This window comes from Roseivirga spongicola (assembly GCF_034376045.1).
Lineage (GTDB): Bacteria > Bacteroidota > Bacteroidia > Cytophagales > Cyclobacteriaceae > Roseivirga > Roseivirga spongicola.
Map to the genome: position 1 here is coordinate 2,893,130 of NZ_CP139724.1, position 18,764 is coordinate 2,911,893.

Consider the following 18,764-nt stretch of genomic DNA (forward strand, 5'->3'; position numbering starts at 1 on the left):
ACCAAAAGCTAGCACATTATTGGGTTAGGTGCAATTGCTTTAATGTAAGGAGTTTAGTTGGGCTTGTATCTTTAAAAGATAAACCTTGTTTGAAATGAGAAATTTCTGCCCATTCCCATAATTCTGGCTCCAAAAGGAAAATATGTTTCATTGGTTAGGTTAGAAATAGAAAGTCTGGCACTCAACTTATTTCTACGAAGGGTGAAATTAGATTCTAGTGAAAAATTAATTAGCCAGTAAGAGGCTGTTTCTTGAGCAGCCCAAATCTGTCTTATTGGCCCTTCCGGTAGGCGTGTTAGTGCTGCAAATCGTTGTGAGTCAGCCTGAATACCTCCTGAAATGGTTTTACTGAATTGCTTAGAGTACTTAAGTTCTACTGAAGATTGAAAAGGAGGGATGCCTATAAGTGGTTCGCCTTGCCCCAGCCAACTTGTGGTTTCCAAGTTGTCGCCTCTTGTGTATTCAGAATTAAGTGTAAATGCAAGCTCATCATTACTTACTAATGGTTTCCAGCTCTTTGCTAAATAGCCTTCTAGGCCATAAGTTCTGGCTCTTTCGGAGTTCTCATACGTAAAATCGTTATCCCCAAGGTATACCTCGCTAATCCTATCGTTGAATAGTGCTAGCCACGCGTTTAAACCATAGCTAAAACTGTCTTTGTCTCTGTTAAAACTCCATTCTAGCTGGTGAGCATATTCAGGCAGAACACTAGGGTTTCCATAAAAGACACCTCTTCCGCCTATTAAGACTCCAAGTGACTCTAGCTGAGAAGGGTATCTGAAACTTCGGGTAAGACTAACGCTATTATATGCGTTTCTCATTTGCCAGTCTAGCTCAATACCACCAGTGAGTGCTGTGAAATTTAAATGGTTGTCTTCATTTTCTATTCTTGCTGCATCAGCTCTGGCGGAAAATTTCAATCCGACTTTCTTCAACAACAGGTTAGCCATGGAGTAGAAGCCGTACATTACTTCGTTTCTTTCAAGGGTTGATTGGTTGGAAAATGCTGGATTAACATTATCGGAGAAGAAAGTATTCTCCGTTAACCTTGAGTTGATGAAATCAAGACCGAATAAATAGTTTGTTCGGCTGTACTCTTTGAGTAGGAGTGTTGCCTTATAGCCAAATGAGCTTTTCTCATAGTTTCTCAATTCCTCGGAGTTTATAATAGTAAAATCTCCATTGAAGTTTTTACGGTTCTGATCTGTATCGAAAAATAGTCCCCACAATTGTTGCTTAAGACGAACAGTTGGGTCAACAGCCCAATCGAGGTGCAAATCTGATTGATAAGTAAAGTTGTTCTTGTAATCTCTTAGCTCGTAAGGGTTATTCTGAAAGCCTTGTGGTCTTTCTTGCAAACCGCTATTGAACTCATTATTCCACGATAGTTTTAAATTCTTTCTTGGGTTTTGAAGGAAAGTAGAGAGTCTAAAATTGTTCTGCCAGTAAGCAGAGTTGTTGGCATTTTCACCCGAAGGATATTTAAAGTTATTGGCAGTTGTTCTTCGGCCAGAGAATCGCACACCCAAATTGTTGAACCTCTTGCCTAATACTCCTCCAATACTCAGTCCGTTATTATTGGTAGAATACCTTGAATAGAGAGTGTTTCTGATGTCTTTGGAAGCATCGTGTTCATTAATTTGAATCATTCCTCCTAAAGTCCCACTGCCATAGAGTATTCTTTCAGCCCCATGAATAAGTTTTACCGACTCAATATTTTCAGGATTGATATCGTCTAAGAGGTACCCATGTTCAACAAAGCCAGTTTTTAATACTCCATTTTTTTCTATCCGCAACCTATTGCCAAACATGCCTCTGAAAACCAGAGGGTACCCATTTTCATGGATTTTGGTGATTCCTGGCAACTTATCTAAAATAGAAATAGGTTGTGCCTCTGTTCCGCTTAGTAATTCTCCATAGATAGTGTTTTGTGTAGAAGAGTGTCTCTGACCAAAGACAATTACGGAATCTAAGTCTTGAAACAAGCTGTCTTTTCTTATGTTCTCGGGAAGGTTTTGTGCAAAGACCTGTGTGCTCAGTATGTAAAGAAGGAAGCCAATTTGAATACAGCTTCGCATGAGTTATTCTATTACATCTAGTGCAAATCTGCTCCACCTTAAAGTGGCTTTACCTCCATTTTCTCTGTTTACCATTTGGAATTTGAAAATAGCTCCAGATCTACCTTTGACAAGGAATACGGGTTGGCTCTCTTCCTGAAGGTTTACTACTCTATCTCCTATAACTAGGCTTTGATAAGCGGTAGCAAGTTTGTCTGCATCTGGTTTCCCAGAACCGTCTGTGTCAGTTTTAGGGTCGAAGTTAAAAGTACCATCGGCCGAAAGTTGGTTTTGCATAGCCGTAGACACTTCACTGAAGGCATTGAAACCGCTAAGACCTAAACCGATATTGAAATTTTCAGAAACGTTTACTGCCTGAGTGTTCACATTAGATTGTGTGTCGCCAAATAAGAAAATACCAGGGCGACCACCTTGTCCTGTTCTTATGGTCATTATTTTAATATCCCACTCAAAAGCCGCTTCATCGTCTAACTGGACTACTTTTCCTGTATCTCCTAGGGTGAGGTTAAGCCCAGCGCCAGATGGAAAGTTGTTAGGGTTAATGCTTATTTCTCCTTGATAAGTAGCCGTTGAAAAGCTTGGTGAAGGTTCGTCTTCAGAACATGCTGCAATAGCCAATAGCAATAGTAGTGCTGCAATAATCTCTTTAGTTTTCATGTGTGTGTTAGTTTGAATTCCGGTCACAATATACCTGTTTTTATAATGGCTACAAATGGAGAATGATTTCTGAGGATGATAAAGTTTGGGTTGAAAATTTTATATTAGTGGTGAATTTTCAATTAACACAACACAATAATTATGAGACCTTCAACTAATTTTCTCTACGTATTTATTTTGTGCTTTTTTCTGATCAACCAGAGTTGTTCAGGCAAGGCCATGCCTCTTCAGGATGGGCAAAAACATTCGGACCATATGGTCGATGTTGCAGATCCTGTTTCTTATGCTATGGTAGATTTGTCTACAAGTACACCAACAGCAACTCAACCAACTGGTTCCTCCACAATTAATTCTGTCAGTTTGTTCTCTAAGTCTGGAGCCATTTTTAGACAAGAATATAATACATGGTCACTTTCTAACACAAATGGAGCCGGTCTTACTTTTGACTTGAATCTCAATAAACCTGGTCGAGTACAAATGGCCATGGAAGTGGCTGCAGCTTTGGTTAACGGGGTGCCGCACGATCCAATTTACATCAAAGTTGAAAACAGTAATGGGTCTCAAATTGTAACTAAAAAGCCAATTTCAGATACTATTCCCAACTTCCATGTCGATGTTTTTGAAATCCCAGAGTCGGCTTTGGTGCAAGGTTCAAATAAGGTAACTCTTTACCTGACACAGGAGGCTTCCACGCAGCTATTCGTTAAAAATGTCAAGTTCTTGCCTCAAAAAATAGAGTCGATTGATGGGGTTTTAAGTACAACTTTATACACTCAGTTTGGTGAGACTTCTATTAATGGGATACCAGGAGTAGCTGGGGGGAAAATATGGACTAGAGCATACGGCTTAGATGAAACCATAGAAATGCTTCCGGGGCCAACCTTTTACTTTAAACCTGGTGACCTTTTGAATGTGAATATTGCAAACAGGCTCAACCCAGCCGAAAGTGATGTTATGCAAAAGTATGAAGAGTTGATGGGTAAGAAATTTAACCCAGATGAGGTGTTGATTGGTGATAGTATTCGTGGTGAAATAAATATACCTCACAACTTAAATAATACCAACCTTCACGTTCATGGTCTTCATGTTGACCCTTCCAAGGATGATGTTACTATAGTTATTGTACCTGAGGGAATTGATACGGCCGGTTATGATGCTCCTCATCATGCGCATGCACCGGTTTCAGATTTAGGAAAGCTGAATCCATTTTCGGTATCAGATCAAAGTGTAAAGCCCGGTTCTTGGGATTATCAATACAAAATTCCAACGACACATTTACCAGGAACTCACTGGTACCATCCGCATAAGCATGGTTCTACATCTGCTCAAGTAGAGAATGGACTTGCTGGTACTATAGTAATTCAGGAAAGTGAATCTAACGCCATAGTTCCCTTCCCAAGTCAGCCCTCATCAGTTGTTGGAGGGGGAAATCAAACGCCATATGACCTCACGGAGTGGCAAACCTATCACGATAGAGTTTTGGCAGTTCAAGAGCTAACAAATTTTGGGGCTCAATATGGCAAGGGTAATAGCAAAGGACATAAGATAGATAGTATAGCTGTTCCTGATACCGGCAATCCTGATATTCAGGTTACTGTAAACGGTAAACTAATGGATACTTTAAACATTCGTCCAAACCAGCTAGAAAGGTGGAGGATGGTCAATGCAGGTACTAATCACAGGGCTTTTAGCCAGATTTGGTTAGGTATGTATGAAAAGGATACCACTATTGCCAATAAAAAGAATGTTCAGAAGAATGTTAAGATTTATAAATCCATACCAGTTTTCTTGGCTGCAGTTGACGGTATAACCCTCTCTAAATTGGATACAGTTACTGCCGAGAACCCGGCATTGCTTGCCCCTGGAAACAGGTCAGACTTTTTGGTGCAGTTAGGAGCAGGAACTTATACTTTATTTAAAGATTATAAGTCGGTGATTGTAAGTGATTCAGGGGATAGCACCTTCATTGCGGTCCGTCAGACAAATGGCCATAAGATCCTTTACAATTCAGTAACCAATACTTCTTCTTTTTGGCCAGAAGCTGCACCCACTAAATCTAACCCTTATTTGTTCGCTAAGGTAGATTCATCAGGTCAGAATTATGGTGAGTTTCTTCAGAACTGGAATGGAAACAAGAGTACATCACTGATTCCACTCATTAAAACTAAGATCATTAAAGACGGTAACTTTCTTGATGTAGATTTTGCAACCAAGAGCGAGTTTAAACAAGGTGAGGTAGGGAAATGGCAGCCTTATAATTTTAATGGCAGTATTACTGACGCAGATTTATTCAGTGTTAAGGTGTCTGGCGCACCGGTTGCGGCTAATTCGACTCCAAAATTCCCAAGTAACACTTACTTGAAAAGTATCGCGCCAACCACTTCAGGAAATGCGCCATCATACGTGTCTAAAATTAAGGACTCGGATATTCTTCAATCTAGGCCTGTAATGTTCGATGTGTCTGGGATTAAAGTGAATGTATCTTCTGCCAATGGGTTTAATGGCGGAGTAAACCAATTCACTTTGAATGGTAGGTTTTTTGAACTTAATGATATGATTGGTAATCCTAAAGCAGATTCAATTATAGGAGCACCATTCACCGACCCATCTGAACTTGAGTCACCAACTGATCAAAAAAATAAGAGTATTAGCCATGACCTTAGTTTCGAAGACTTCTTTGCAAAGAACTATACGAATAAAGTTGATGACAATTATTATTTCACAAACCCTGGTTACTATCAATCAATAACAAAGAAGGGTAATGCTTTTGCCTACAGCGGAATAGGAAAGCCCTCATGGTCCGCTCTCACAGGTATTGCGGATACAACTTTGACTATTGGTACGAAAACGGTTACAAAATCTAGACCTTCTATAGTTAATGTAAACAGTACGTTTTATGATAAGAATAAGACTCTAGTAGATAGCCTACCTCTTGCACAAACTGCCGAAGAATGGATTCTCATTAACAATTCTGATGTGAGCCATCCTTTTCATATTCACATTAATCCATTCTTTGTAGTGGAGGTTGGTCAATTGGCCTATCAGAAATATGTGGATGCAGATGGTAATACCCAACAAGATTGGTTTATGCGAGCTGTAACCGCTTCAGATTCAGATATAGACCAAAGACAGGCCATGCCAGCTAAAGGTGCTGTTCCTGGTACAATATATCAAGGGGAAATTGGTGTTGACGCCATAGTTGGCAACTGGTGGGATACTATTACCATACCAGCCCATGGTTATGTGAAAGTACGTTATTGGTTTAATGTGCCTAATCAAACCGGAGAAGGTGCTTCATCTGTTGTTGCCGATAACTTCAATAAAACGGGAATCTGGGTTTACCATTGCCATATTTTAAGACATGAAGATAGGGGAATGATGATGCCTGTGATTACAATAGCCAATGACAGTAATAAGTAGTTGAAAAAGGTAAGAGGTCTTTCTGAATGCTAAAAGCAACGGAAAGACCTCTTGTTTTGATTAATCCGTTAATATAACACCCTGAACTTAATAGTATGCTCAATCTTTTTGAGGGCTGTGATCAAGTCTTTGTCGTAAGCTTTGTTAATGTCCGTGATCACATAACCAACGGTTTCATTTGTTTTTAAGTATTGACCGTCAATATTGGCATCATGTTCTGCTAGTACTTTGTTAATCTTTGCTAGTACCCCCGGCTTGTTAGCATGGATGTGAATTAATCGATGCGCATTCTGTAAAGAAGGGAGAGTGATATTTGGAAAGTTCACACTCAAGGCTGTATTCCCGGTGTTAATGTAATCCATGATTTTGTTCGGTACAAAATCAGCTATGTTTTCCTGAGCTTCCAGCGTGCTTCCGCCAATATGTGGAGTCAAGATGGTGTTCGGTAAACCAATTAATTCGGATTCGAATGGGTCGTAGTTGCTCTTAGGCTCTTCAGGGAAAACATCTACACCAGCGCCCCTAATTTTTCCAGAATCGATGGCGGCTTTTAACGCAGGTACATCTACCACAGGCCCTCTTGCAAGGTTTAGAAATATCACTCCATCTTTCATCAAATTGAAGTGCTCTTCGGTAAAAAAGCCATTGTTTTCTGGTCTGCCATCAATGTGTAGTGTTACCATATCTGCCAATCCTAAAAGCTCTTCCAATGAGTCACATTTAGTTGCATTTCCTAAAGCAAGTCTCTCTTCAATATCGTAGTAGTACACTTGCATCCCCATATTTTCGGCCAATACCGAAAGCTGCGAACCAATGTTTCCGTAGCCTATAATACCGAGTTTTTTGCCACGAATTTCATTACTATTTGAAGCAGTTTTAGACCACCTTCCTTGATGCATGTCATTCGACTTATCTTGAATGCCACGCATAAGCATAATGAGTTCAGCAATGGCCAACTCTACCACAGAACGAGTGTTGCTAAAAGGAGCGTTGAACACCGCGATACCTTTTGCCAAGGCTGCTTCTAAGTCAATTTGATTGGTGCCAATGCAAAAAGCGCCAATGGCCATTAGCTTATCTGCATGTTGCAGAACTTTAGCAGTAACCTGAGTTTTAGAACGAATGCCAAGTACGTGTATGCCCTTGATTTTCTCAGAGAGTTCATCTTCATCCAAGCCAGCAGGGTAGCTTTCTACTGAGAACCCATCTGCTTTTAACTTGGCTAAAGCATTGGCGTGAACGTTCTCCAAAAGGAGCATTTTAATTCTGTTCTTAGGGTAGGAAAGGGCTCCGCTCATATTATTTTCAAAAAGTATTTCGTCAAAACTCGGTGCAATGTGGTCAGCATTGGCTTTCACGCTATCGCGTTCAATATTCTCAGTGAAGGCCCAGAATTTCTTAGCAACTCCGGCCTTTTTTACTTCATAATCGGTATAACCATCACCAATCATGTGGATTTCTCCTTGAAGTCTAAGTTGTTCAATTTGCGTTACTTTTCCTCCATTGGAAGAAAGAACATTATCTCTGTTGAAGTCTACAATATTACCAGCTTCATCAAAAACAAAGTCATTAGCAAAAACATGCTCTGCTTTAATTCCTAATTCAGTAACAACGGGTACTATAAAATCTTTAAAGCCATTAGAAACAATGAAGGTATTCTCCGCATTCTCTTGAAAGAAAGCCTTATTCCTGTTGATCGACTTCGAAATCAATTTTTTCAATCTCTTAACTAATTCTGCTAGGTGAGATTGCTTGGCATCTAAGATTTTTATTCTGGCATCTAGAGATTCACGAAGAGACAGTTCACCAGCCATACCAAGGTCAGTTACATCTTTAATCTGTTGAAGGCGAAGCTCCTTTTCTGGGTGATTTTCTAAGGAGATTTCCCCCAAAATGTCTAGTGCCTCCACTTGGGTGAAAGTGCTATCAAAATCGATTACAAAATGCGGCTTAGTTTTTATTTCAGTCATTAATCTTCCTTGGCCATAATAGCTCGGCACTGATTACCGAAAAGTCCGGCAACTCCTGCTGCTAATCCGCCAATAACCCCTGTTACCAAAATCAGTAGAACTACGTTTCCTTCAAGAGGTAGTAATACGGCTATTTTGCTCGCTAAAGTATAGTCATTGGCATTAGACAGCATCCAAGCATTTACTATCCAAAGTAATGCGATTGCCCCGAACGGAACAAAGAAGGCTGCTACATTTCGTAGGCGAACGATTGCACCACTCAAGAAGGCAGCTAGCATAACTGCCCACCATGGAAGGAAAAGAGATAGAATGACGCCTAAAATGATGGTAAGTATAAAATTGCTAAGCTTTTTCATTGTTTAGGGTTTAGTGTTTGGGTGAATGACACGCCAGTTTGATCATCTGCTGACTGCATAAAGTTGAGTTCTAAATATTCGCCTGCGGCCCAGATATCTACCAAATCATCATAGAATTTACTACCTGGGTTTCCTGATTGTCCACCTGGATAAACACCAAATGCTTTTGGTGGGTCAGACATTTCTACTATCATGCGCCAAGAGGCTCCATGGTTTTTGGACGTTGCGTTTACAATTCCACTATTACCTCCAATTGGTATGTTGAACCTTGAAAATGCAGGTAGTGCTTGAAGCAAATGGCCAGCATAAGTAGCTTTTACATCGCCCCACTGGTAATCACCAAGTTCTGACTTCCAGGAGTTTAAGTCTTTGACAGCTTCTTTGAACGAGGCCAAAAATAGGTCATTGGCAGTTTCGACTTCTGGGGTAGAAGCTATGTCCATAAAAGGATCGTCTGGGTAATTCTTCAGAAGGTATATTGTCTGATACACAAAAGGAGCATCTATAGCCTCTTGGCTATCTCTCACTTCGTCCCATACCATTCTATTCAATCTAGTCCACCAAGCTTCCCAAATACTAGCTCCCTTGGAGTCAATCTCGTTGTAGAAATTCCACTTTCCGGCTTCTTCCAAATAGGCTAATTCTTCTTTGCTTAACTCTTCTTTAGGCATTACCTCTAGCATATGAGGAAGTAATTCTGCTGCCTTTAGATTGTAATTGTTGCTATGAAGGTCTTTGAAGTCTTGAATAGTGAACTTGTTTTTCGATCTAAAAAAGTCGTTGATCACTCTGTTTCGGTACATTTCATATCCATCATTGAATACGTAGTATGGATAGCTCTCATCGACAGGGTGTTGGTTGGCTGAGCTTACAAAACCTCTTTCTGGATTTTTCACATGTGCATTGTGCTCTTGAGGAATCCAACCTTGCCAGTCATGTTCCGGGTTTGATCCATCTAAGAGAAATTTGCCTTGTCCTTCCCACTTATTTGGAAACCTTCCCTGAATCCAGAGTGCTATGTCTCCCTCGCGAGAAGAGAAGATAAAGTTTTGTGCAGGGGCCAAAAAGTGAACTAGGGCGTCTTTGTATTCATCGTAATTTTTGGCTGCGTTCAGTTCAATCAAAGTTCTCTGATTATTGCCACCTAAATGGCCTGTCCACTGCATGGCATAGCCCATTTTTTCTTCATTGCCTTTAAAGGTGTCATCGTAGCTGACAGGCCCATGATGCGTATAGACAACGGTGTCGTAGTAGGTGGCTTCTCCTCGAATTCCAATTTCTTCAACTCTTTTAGTCGTTGACTTCCACTGGTCATCGTGCCAATATTCGTCCTTGCTTTCGTCTTTGAACTTTACCTTATACCAGTCCTTAACATCGCGGGTGGCATTGGTAACTCCCCATGAAATGTGATTATTAAAGCCGATGACAATGCCTAACGCACCTGGAAGTGTAGCACCAAAAGTGTTTTTCTCTGGGGTGGCCAATTGCATCACATACCAAATAGAAGGTAAGTTAAGTTGAAGGTGGGGGTCGTTGGCTAGGATTGGATTTCCCGAGTAAGATTTCTCAGGCCCAACAGCCCAGTTGTTACTTCCGTTGTCTGGGTGCGGCTTCTCCATAACATTCTGTATGGAGTCAAGCATGTATTCACTTGCTGGCACTTCTGGTACCGAAACTTCCCAGCTGCTCCAGTCTCTTTCGGCTGGAATAATTGGATCGTTTACATCGAAGAAATCTGGAAAAAGGAAGTCGAAACGTTCTTTTCCATATTTGTTCACAAAGTTGGTGAACTCTAAGTCAGATTCTCTTCCAGCCAACATGTCCGTCATGTACATCAACAATAGAGCTGTTTTTTTCATGGTCCATGGTTCGGGTTTGTAATCGAGGAGCTTATATTCTACAGGATAATCGGCAGGAGATAGTGATTCAATATAGCTATTGATTCCATCGCGGTAAGCTTCTAAATACCTGAGCATCTCGCTATCCTTTTTCATGTTTTCCAAGGCCCTTTCAGCTCCGTAAACCATTCCTTTTCTTCGTTGCCCTCTATCATACTCCAAGGCAGCATTCCCCACAATTTCTGAAAGCCTTCCGGCCGATGCATGTGTCTGGAATTCTAGTTGCCAAAGTCTATTTTGAGCGGTTACATATCCTTGGGCTCTATATAAATCAGTATTGTTTTGAGCAAAAATGTGTGGAATTAAGTGGTCATCGTAGTGAATTTGAACTGGTGCTGAAAGACCATTAATCTCATATGCCTTCTCTTCTCCTTCAGTAATTTCGTTTTGCCATACTCCTTGGTTAGGACTTAGAAACTTGCCAAGCGGAGGGATTTGGCCAAATTTGGTGTTCAATGCATAGAAAATTCCTATCGCTAAAATCAGTGACAGGACGAACTTGAAAATCTTCATAGATGCTGAAATTTCCTCTTAATATATAGAATCTTAAAGGAGATTTAGTTTGGCAGGGCCTCAAGTTGTTTTGTAAGTTGTATTCGTTCTACCTTTGCCGCATTATAATCCAATGAGCTATTCAGAAAAAACTATAGAGCAAGCCAAAAAAATTAAGGCTATCGTATTCGATGTTGATGGTGTGTTGACCGATGGAGGTATTGTTTATGACAATGCCGGAATGGAATTTAAGCGCTTCAATGTAAAGGACGGACAAATAATCAAATACCTAAAACGAGCTGAGATTTATACAGCTGTAATTACCGGTAGAGATTCTTTAGTTGTAAGAAACCGATGTGAAGAGCTAAAGATAGACAAGCATTACCACGGTATAAAAAACAAGCTCGATACCTACCAAAAGCTAAAGGAGAAGTGGCAGCTTACCGATGAGCAAATTGCTTATGTTGGCGATGATATCAATGATTTGCCTGTGTTGGTTCGTTGTGGTTTGTCTTGTACACCAAGCGATGGGCACTACAAAGTAAAGGAACACGTTGATTTAGTTTTGAAATCCAAAGGTGGAGAAGGGGTGCTTCGCGAATTGGCCGATTTGGTCTTGGAGGCTCAAAACCGATATGAAGATATTATTAAGGAATTGATATGAAGAAATTTGAGAAGAGTTTTCAACTCTCTGATTCTATTGAAGTTGGAAATGGAAAGATGGTTTTATTCTCTGGTCCATGCGCTGTGGAGTCTTATGACGTATGTGCGAGGGTGGCAGAAACACTCAAGGAAATTTGCTTGAAGCTTGATATTCAGTATATCTTTAAGGCATCGTTTGACAAAGCAAACCGTACTTCGGCAAAATCTTTCAGAGGAGTAGGGTTAGACGATGGTTTAAGCGTATTAGACCAAATCAAGCGAGATTTCGAGTTGCCAATAGTCACTGATATTCATGAGTCTTACCAGGCTAAACCTGTGAGTGACGTGGCGCAAGCATTGCAAATTCCCGCTTATTTATGTCGTCAAACAGACCTTCTTTTAGCCGCTGGAGAAACAGGTAAAACGGTGAAAATCAAGAGGGGACAGTTCATGGCTCCCGAAGATATGGAGTACGCAGTCAACAAAGTGAAATCTACAGGAAACCAGAAAGTAATCCTTACCGAAAGGGGAGTTTCGTTTGGCTATCATAACCTGGTAGTAGACATGCGTTCACTTCCAGTAATGCGCCAGTACGCTCCGGTAATTTTTGACGTTACCCACTCAGTGCAACAACCTGGAGGCATGGGAGGAAGCTCTGGAGGACAGAAGCAATTTGCTCCATTCTTAGCTAGAGCAGCTGGAGCAGTTGGGGTAGATGGATTCTTTATTGAAACACACCCTAAACCTGAAGAAGCTTTAAGCGATGGACCAAATATGGTGCCTCTTCATAAAATGAATGATTTCCTGACCATGTGTAAAGAAGCTTTTGAGCTAGGTCAGCGTGCAAGCAACGATATCGAATGAAAAATAAAGAAAACAGAAGCCCTCTAGCTATTAAGTTAATGGGCTTTCTTTTTGTAATCCTTTTAGCTAGTAGCTGTATTCCAAACGAGAAGATCGTTTATATGCAGAATAAGGAGGATGAAGAGGCTTTATCCAATGACAAACTGATTGCACTTTCAAGAGTAGATTACAAACTTCAACCTAATGATATTCTCTTAATTAATTTCTACAGTAGAGAACTAGGTGAAGTAGAGAAGTACTATCCAATTTTTGCTCGCCCTGACAACCTCTTGAGAATGGGTAACCAAAACGGAGGTGGAAATAATGGTAATGGGAACAATAATAATGATCCCTACATGACTGGTTATAACGTGGATAGAGACGGAAAGATTGAAATTAACAGTTTGGGAAAAGTAAATGCCGCTGGTCTCACCACTACTGAGCTTAAAAAGCAAATTGAAGATCTGATTAGACCCGATATTTCGGATATTGGGGTAAGCGTAAAATTAAGCGGTATTCCATTCACAATATATGGAGAGGTGAATAACCCCGGCCCACAGTTGGTTAGACAGTACGATTTGAACTTGCTAGAAGCAATCGCCAGAGCTGGTGATTTGACTATTAACGCCAATAGAAACCATGTACTCATTATGCGCCAATACCCTGATGGTGTTAAAATCCATGAAGTGGACGTTACTGGTCGTAAATTTATTGAGTCTGAGCTGTTTTTTATTCAGCCAGATGATCTAATCTATGTTGCCCCATTAAAGATTCGTGAGTTAGGAACTGGTGAAACCGCTTTGCAGACTTTTGCCACCATTGTCTCGGTAATTTCAGGTACAGTGTTAGTTATCAGTGTTTTAAGTAATAATTAATTGGCTAGCGAATTCGATTTTTTTGATAACGAAAGCAGTGCCAACTCTGGCAATCAAAGCACCATAGACCCTAGGTTAATCCTAATCAAGGTGATTAGGAACTGGCCGATCTTCGTGGTTTCGGTCTTTCTAGGTTTGTTGGTGGCTTTCATTTATCATAGATATACCAACGAACGTTTTAAGCTTAGCTCCACCTTGCTTATTCCGGATACAAATCCGAATATCGATCCGAGCATTATGCAATTCTTCACTTCCAGCAATACTTCTCAGTTTTTAAATGAACTAGAAATATTGAAAAGTGAGAAAATGACAGGTTTGGCATTAGATACGCTCGACTTCGATGTTCAATATTATTCTGTAGGGAGAATTAAGACCATTGAAGAATACAATTCACTGCCGTTTGAAGTAGTTCCGTTGGCAGGGAAAAATCAAACCTACGAAGTGCCTTTTACTGTAGAGTTTGTGGAAGGTAATAATTTCAAAATTTATAAGACCAATTCTGATAACCCGTCTCAAGAACTCTTTCAGCCTTATCAAGATGTGGTAACCGATAATTTGGCAGTTAGGTTAGAGTTTACTTCATCTAGAGACTTAAGTGGAAAGGTTTACAATTTCACCTTACGCTCCAGAGACAAACTGATTGACGAATGGTCTAGTAGGCTTAGGGTTACTTATCAAGGTGAGTTTACCTCCATTGCAGCCCTTAGTTTGAATTATACAAATCCTCGAAAGGGGGCAGATTTTCTCAATGCACTTATGTATGCCTATATGTCTCAAGAGCTAGACAGAAAGAATCAGGCAGCTCAGAAGACTATTAATTATGTAAATACTCAAATGGCTGCACTGCAGGACACATTGAGCATTTATGCCTCGCAATTGGACGATGTAAAAATTGAGAATAAAGTAAGTTCTATTGATAACGTGGGTTCCAATATTATAGGTGAAATCTCAAAGTTGGAAGCTCAAAAAAGAATAAACGAACTGACTGTTAGGAATCTCCAAGATAATTTAAGGTTGTTAAATCAGCGAGATAGTATAGATCAAGTATCATTCTCTGTTTCTCCATCCTTACAAGTTGAGCTAGAACGTTATGTATCGCAACTTCAAGAAAAGTATGCCACAAGAAAGGAGAAAGCAGAAATCTTATCGGATAGAACTCCGACTATGATCAGTCTTGACAATGAAATAGACGGATTGCTTAAGTTTTTGAGTGGAACCATAAGTCTAAAGATTAATGAATTAAAAAATGAAATTAAGAGTACTGATGCCCAGTTAGTTCAATTGAATAGGCAATTCGATAGGTTTCCTTCGGCTAAAAGAGATTATAGCGATACAGAGAGAATCTATGACATGTATTACAATATGTTCCTCTATTTTAGGCAGAAACGTGCTGAAGCCGGGATCTTAAAAGCGTCTAATGAAGCTAATTCAAGAATTGTAGATGAGGCTACTCCTAACGTGAAGGCTGTTTTTCCTAATAAGCCTTTCAACTACGCGGCAGCTGCGGGTGTTGGCTTTGCCATTCCACTTTTGTTCTTCGCCTTAAAGGAATTCTTAAATGATAAGATTGAATTTAGGAAGCAAATAGAAAAGCTAACTCAGATTCCAATTATCGGTATGATTGGGCACAATAAGTACGATGGGAACTTGGCTGTACTTGAGCATCCGAAGTCTATCATGTCAGAATCTTTTAGAGCCATACGCTCCAATTTGGCTTTTTTCGGAAGAGAGAGGGAAATTCAGACGGTGTTACTTACTTCTAATGCTAGTGGAGAGGGCAAGTCATTCTGTTCCCTTAACTTAGCCTCTATGCTGGCGGTTTCAGGAAAAAAAACGGTTTTGGTAGGCCTAGACCTGCGAAAACCCAAACTGTATAATGACTTTGGCCTAACAAATGATTTTGGTGTTTCTAATTACCTAGCAGGTTTTGTGGAGAGAGACAAGATTATCCAGAAAACACCATATGAAAATTTAGATCTGATTGCCGCGGGGCCTGTGCCACCTAATCCAGCTGAGTTGTTGATTTCTCAAGGATTAAAGGATTTGATCAACAGTCTTAAAGAAAATTACCAACATGTAATCATAGATACTCCACCAATTGGTATTGTGGCAGATACCTTCAATTTAACTCCTCTGGCCGATCTAAATATTTTTGTTGTTCGCCAGAATTATACAGTAAAACAAGTCTTTCCATTTTTGAATGACATCACCAAGAAGGGTCTAGTCAAAAACTCTACACTATTACTCAATGACTTTAAAGTAAACAAAGGCTATGGTTATGGTTATGGTTATGGCTATGGCTATGGCTATGGTTATGGCTATGGTTATGGCTATGGTTATGGCTATGGTAACTACGGTGGAGGTTATTATGAGGACGAAGATAAAATACGAAGCTCTAAATCCATTGTTAATCGTTTTAAGAGTTAATATTCTCTAAAAAGATGTTGTCTCGTTTACAGAAATTTATTGGTGCTCTCCTTGAGAAGAAAGTAGACCCTACAGGTTTAGGAGTGTTCCGTATCCTATATGCCACAGTATTACTTTGTGAGGTAGGACAAATGTTCTTTTTTAAAGAGCTAATCTTTGATAAAATCCCTTTCATTGAATCGGCAGATATTGATTTAAGGTTTGCGCTCATCATATGGATGCTGGTGATTGTAATGATCATTTTTGGCTTTTATACACGAATAGCAACCATCTTGAATTATGCATTTTCGGTTGTTTTTATCGCTACTATTAAGACCTATGAATACCATATGTTCTATGTGTATATGGGGGTGAATTTCTTGTTGATTTTTACTAGTATTTCTAATGCCTTGTCTATAGATAACCTGATTAAGCTTATTAGTGGTGTAAATAGAGATGGTAGGCAGGTGAGTATTTTAAACTACCATGTTTTTATTCTTTTGGCTATCGCTTTTGTGTATTTTGATTCTGTTTTTTATAAAACAATGTCCCCAACATGGATGGGAGGTTTAGGTATGTGGAGACCAGCTTCGCTACCGCACTTCACTCATATTGATGGTTCTCTATTACTCAATACTAGGTGGTTAGTTATGGGGTTGGGCTACCTCACGTTAATTTTTGAAACTGTCTTTATTTTTACGTTTTTTAGAAAAAAGTGGAGAGGATCATTATTTCTTATTGGAGTAGGCCTACATTTTGGAATATTTTTAGAGTTCCCGATTCCTTGGTTTGGCTTGGGAGTGATGAGCATATACATGCTTATGGTGCCATTCTCATGGTGGCAATATATATCACGAAAAATTCGATTAAAGGCGCCTAAATTAACATTCTATTGTAATCACTCAATCGAGCGAAGTAATTATTATGAGAGTATTGCATCGCAAATTTCAAGTTTTGGTAAAGTTAGAGTAGAATTAATTACTGATGGCGAAAAGGACTACGGTTGTTTTGCCTTGGATAACAAAGGGAAAAAATTCGTTGGCCAAGAAGCTTTGGAAAAGGTCCTTAATTGTAACCTGTTTACTTTCGTTTTTCTAAGGTTTCTTAACTTGATTGGAGCCAAGGAAGTATTTCTAAAGGCGCTGTATGATGGTGATTTTAAATTGGTTAGGCCTATAAAGGGGGGCAATGATTGGAAAAGAAGAGTATTGAGTTTAAAGGTAGTGGTTGTTACATGTTTTTTACTTATAGTTAGTCTACTGCAAGTTAATGTTACGTATCACTCACTGTTGGTTAAAGAACTTAGAGAGGTTTCTGGAGTTGATGAGACAACTATAGGTCGGGTTGTGAATAGTGTGTCTTTGAGAGTAAAATACTTTAGTAAGGTATTTTTTGGTATAACAAATCACCCAGTTTTTATGGACGCACACATGGATGGCTATGATCATATCTATGGTGTAGAGGCTGAATTACATAATGGTGATAGATTGTGGTTACCTATTATTGACAAAGAAGGTCATGTCGATAAATATGCATATTCCTTTAACTGGGTAAAATGGACTTTTTGAGTTAATGGACCTAAACTGAATCAGAGAAACCTTGAAAAAGGAATAAAGGACTTCTCTTTGTTCTGGGCTGCCAAGAATGATGTTCCTCTTGAAGGGTTAAAGTTGAATATTTATTTAAAGAACATTGAGGTTCCAAATAAATGGGAGTATGACTTTCTAAAAAAGCAAAAAGAAAAACCCTGGAAACATGTCGCTATTGGCATATGGGAACAGAATGACTTTTCTTTAAATTACATTCAATGATAGTATCAATTCTTCAGTCAAATTATATTCCATGGAAAGGCTACTTTGATATAATTGCCAAGTCTGATGTGTTTGTTATTTACGATGAGGTTCAATACACTAAGAATGATTGGCGAAATAGAAATCAAATTAAGAGTCAAAGTGGTAAAACATGGCTAACAATACCTATTTCTAAACTTGGTCTTGAGAGTAAAATTTATGAAGTAGAAACGGCACATGATCTTTGGGTTAAAAAGCACAAGTCTTCAATTCAGGCTAACTATGCTAAGGCTAAATGCTTCAAAGAAATGAGAGATTATGTATTTGCTATCTATGACAAATTAGAATCTAAATCTTTATCATCTATTAATTTGACTTTTATAGAGGCTATTTGCAAGCTTTTGGACATTGATACAAAGATTATTGATTCGAGAGAATTATCATTGAGGGGTGACAGGGTAGAAAAATTGATAGATGCTTGTACAAAGTTAGGTGCTGATACTTATCTGAGCGGTGCCAGCGCAAAAAACTATCTTGACCCAGCTCGGTTCGCAGAACGTAAGATCAATGTGGAATGGATGGACTATAATGGTTATATAGAATACAATCAGTTATTTCCTCCTTTTGATCATGCCGTAACAATATTAGACCTTTTATTTAATGAGGGGGATCAGGCAAGGATGTTCCTAAAAAACTAATGGAAAGAGTAGCGGTAATTGGTTCTGGTGATTTGGGTTTTCAAATTTCCAGAATGTTGATGGAAGATGACCGATTTGATTTTATAGGTTTTTATGATGATTTTGAAAAGGTTGGTACAAAAAAGTATGGCTTTCAGGTCATGGGTAATATAGCCAGTTTGAAAGAGCATTTTACAAAAGGGACTTTTGATAGCGTATTGTTAGGTATTGGCTATAACCATATGGTGTTAAGGGAGCAGCTGTACGAAGAGTTGTCGACTGATATTCCGTTTGCTACTTTTATCCATTCAACTTCTTTTATAGATAGTTCTGCTTCTATTGCTGATGGTGTAATTTTATACCCAGGTTGTATTATTGATCAAAGAGTAAAAGTCGGGGTAAATTGCATTTTAAACTTGGGTTGTACAATCGCCCATGATACTACCATTGGTGCGCATTCTTTTTTATCTCCCCGGGTAGCACTGGCGGGGTTCATAAATGTTGGATCCAAAGTGAATTTAGGAATAAATACTACCGTCATAGATAATATCGATATCTGTGCAAACACTCGAACGGGTGGTGGCGCTGTTGTTACAAAGAACATAGAGTCTTCGGGACTCTACTTAGGTGTGCCTGCTAAACTAATTAATTAATAGTTTT

The 18,764-nt window shown here is 39.3% G+C and carries 13 protein-coding genes; 8 read left to right on the plus strand and 5 right to left on the minus strand.

The window, feature by feature from the left end:
* Positions 1-71 precede the first annotated feature (71 nt).
* Both T7867_RS12890 and T7867_RS12895 read right to left on the minus strand, forming a co-directional pair.
* On the minus strand, positions 72-2,078 hold the full coding sequence (locus T7867_RS12890; RefSeq protein ID WP_322299389.1) for a TonB-dependent receptor: 2,007 nt from the start codon (positions 2,076-2,078) through the stop codon (positions 72-74).
* A gap of 3 nt (positions 2,079-2,081) precedes the next feature.
* Positions 2,082-2,735, minus strand: a complete 654-nt coding sequence (locus T7867_RS12895; RefSeq protein ID WP_322299390.1) for a hypothetical protein — start codon at positions 2,733-2,735, stop codon at positions 2,082-2,084.
* A gap of 141 nt (positions 2,736-2,876) precedes the next feature.
* Here T7867_RS12895 and T7867_RS12900 point away from each other — a divergent pair, with 141 nt between their 5' ends.
* Positions 2,877-6,155 (plus strand): multicopper oxidase domain-containing protein, encoded by a 3,279-nt coding sequence (locus T7867_RS12900; protein ID WP_322299391.1) that lies wholly within the window; start codon positions 2,877-2,879, stop codon positions 6,153-6,155.
* A 68-nt stretch (positions 6,156-6,223) separates the two neighbouring features.
* Here T7867_RS12900 and serA read toward each other — a convergent pair whose 3' ends face one another.
* The 3 genes from serA to T7867_RS12915 are packed head-to-tail and all read right to left on the minus strand — an operon-like array spanning position 6,224 to position 10,892.
* Positions 6,224-8,116, minus strand: coding sequence for a phosphoglycerate dehydrogenase (serA, locus tag T7867_RS12905; RefSeq protein WP_394364990.1), 1,893 nt, complete (start codon positions 8,114-8,116; stop codon positions 6,224-6,226).
* An 8-nt stretch (positions 8,117-8,124) separates the two neighbouring features.
* Complete coding sequence (locus T7867_RS12910; RefSeq protein ID WP_273514024.1) at positions 8,125-8,481, minus strand: hypothetical protein; 357 nt, start codon at positions 8,479-8,481, stop codon at positions 8,125-8,127.
* On the minus strand, positions 8,478-10,892 hold the full coding sequence (locus tag T7867_RS12915; protein ID WP_322299392.1) for a penicillin acylase family protein: 2,415 nt from the start codon (positions 10,890-10,892) through the stop codon (positions 8,478-8,480). Before T7867_RS12915 ends, T7867_RS12910 begins: the two co-directional genes overlap by 4 nt.
* A 112-nt stretch (positions 10,893-11,004) precedes the next feature.
* Here T7867_RS12915 and T7867_RS12920 point away from each other — a divergent pair, with 112 nt between their 5' ends.
* The 7 genes from T7867_RS12920 (at position 11,005) to T7867_RS12950 (ending at position 18,757) form a co-directional block, all read left to right on the plus strand.
* The gene (locus tag T7867_RS12920; protein ID WP_322299393.1) at positions 11,005-11,535 is read left to right on the plus strand and encodes a KdsC family phosphatase; all 531 of its coding nucleotides are present in this window, start codon (positions 11,005-11,007) and stop codon (positions 11,533-11,535) included.
* The gene (gene kdsA, locus T7867_RS12925) at positions 11,532-12,377 is read left to right on the plus strand and encodes a 3-deoxy-8-phosphooctulonate synthase (protein WP_322299394.1); all 846 of its coding nucleotides are present in this window, start codon (positions 11,532-11,534) and stop codon (positions 12,375-12,377) included. Before T7867_RS12920 ends, kdsA begins: the two co-directional genes overlap by 4 nt.
* Positions 12,374-13,231 (plus strand): polysaccharide biosynthesis/export family protein, encoded by an 858-nt coding sequence (locus T7867_RS12930; RefSeq protein WP_322299395.1) that lies wholly within the window; start codon positions 12,374-12,376, stop codon positions 13,229-13,231. The genes kdsA and T7867_RS12930 overlap by 4 nt, the downstream gene beginning before the upstream one ends.
* On the plus strand, positions 13,232-15,658 hold the full coding sequence (locus tag T7867_RS12935) for a GumC family protein (protein ID WP_322299396.1): 2,427 nt from the start codon (positions 13,232-13,234) through the stop codon (positions 15,656-15,658).
* 14 nt (positions 15,659-15,672) lie between these two features.
* Positions 15,673-17,205: an HTTM domain-containing protein gene (locus T7867_RS12940; RefSeq protein WP_322299397.1), complete on the plus strand. Its 1,533-nt coding sequence runs from the start codon at positions 15,673-15,675 to the stop codon at positions 17,203-17,205.
* A gap of 239 nt (positions 17,206-17,444) precedes the next feature.
* Complete coding sequence (locus tag T7867_RS12945; RefSeq protein WP_322299398.1) at positions 17,445-18,125, plus strand: WbqC family protein; 681 nt, start codon at positions 17,445-17,447, stop codon at positions 18,123-18,125.
* Positions 18,125-18,757, plus strand: a complete 633-nt coding sequence (locus T7867_RS12950; protein WP_322299399.1) for a NeuD/PglB/VioB family sugar acetyltransferase — start codon at positions 18,125-18,127, stop codon at positions 18,755-18,757. Before T7867_RS12945 ends, T7867_RS12950 begins: the two co-directional genes overlap by 1 nt.
* Positions 18,758-18,764: the final 7 nt, after the last annotated feature.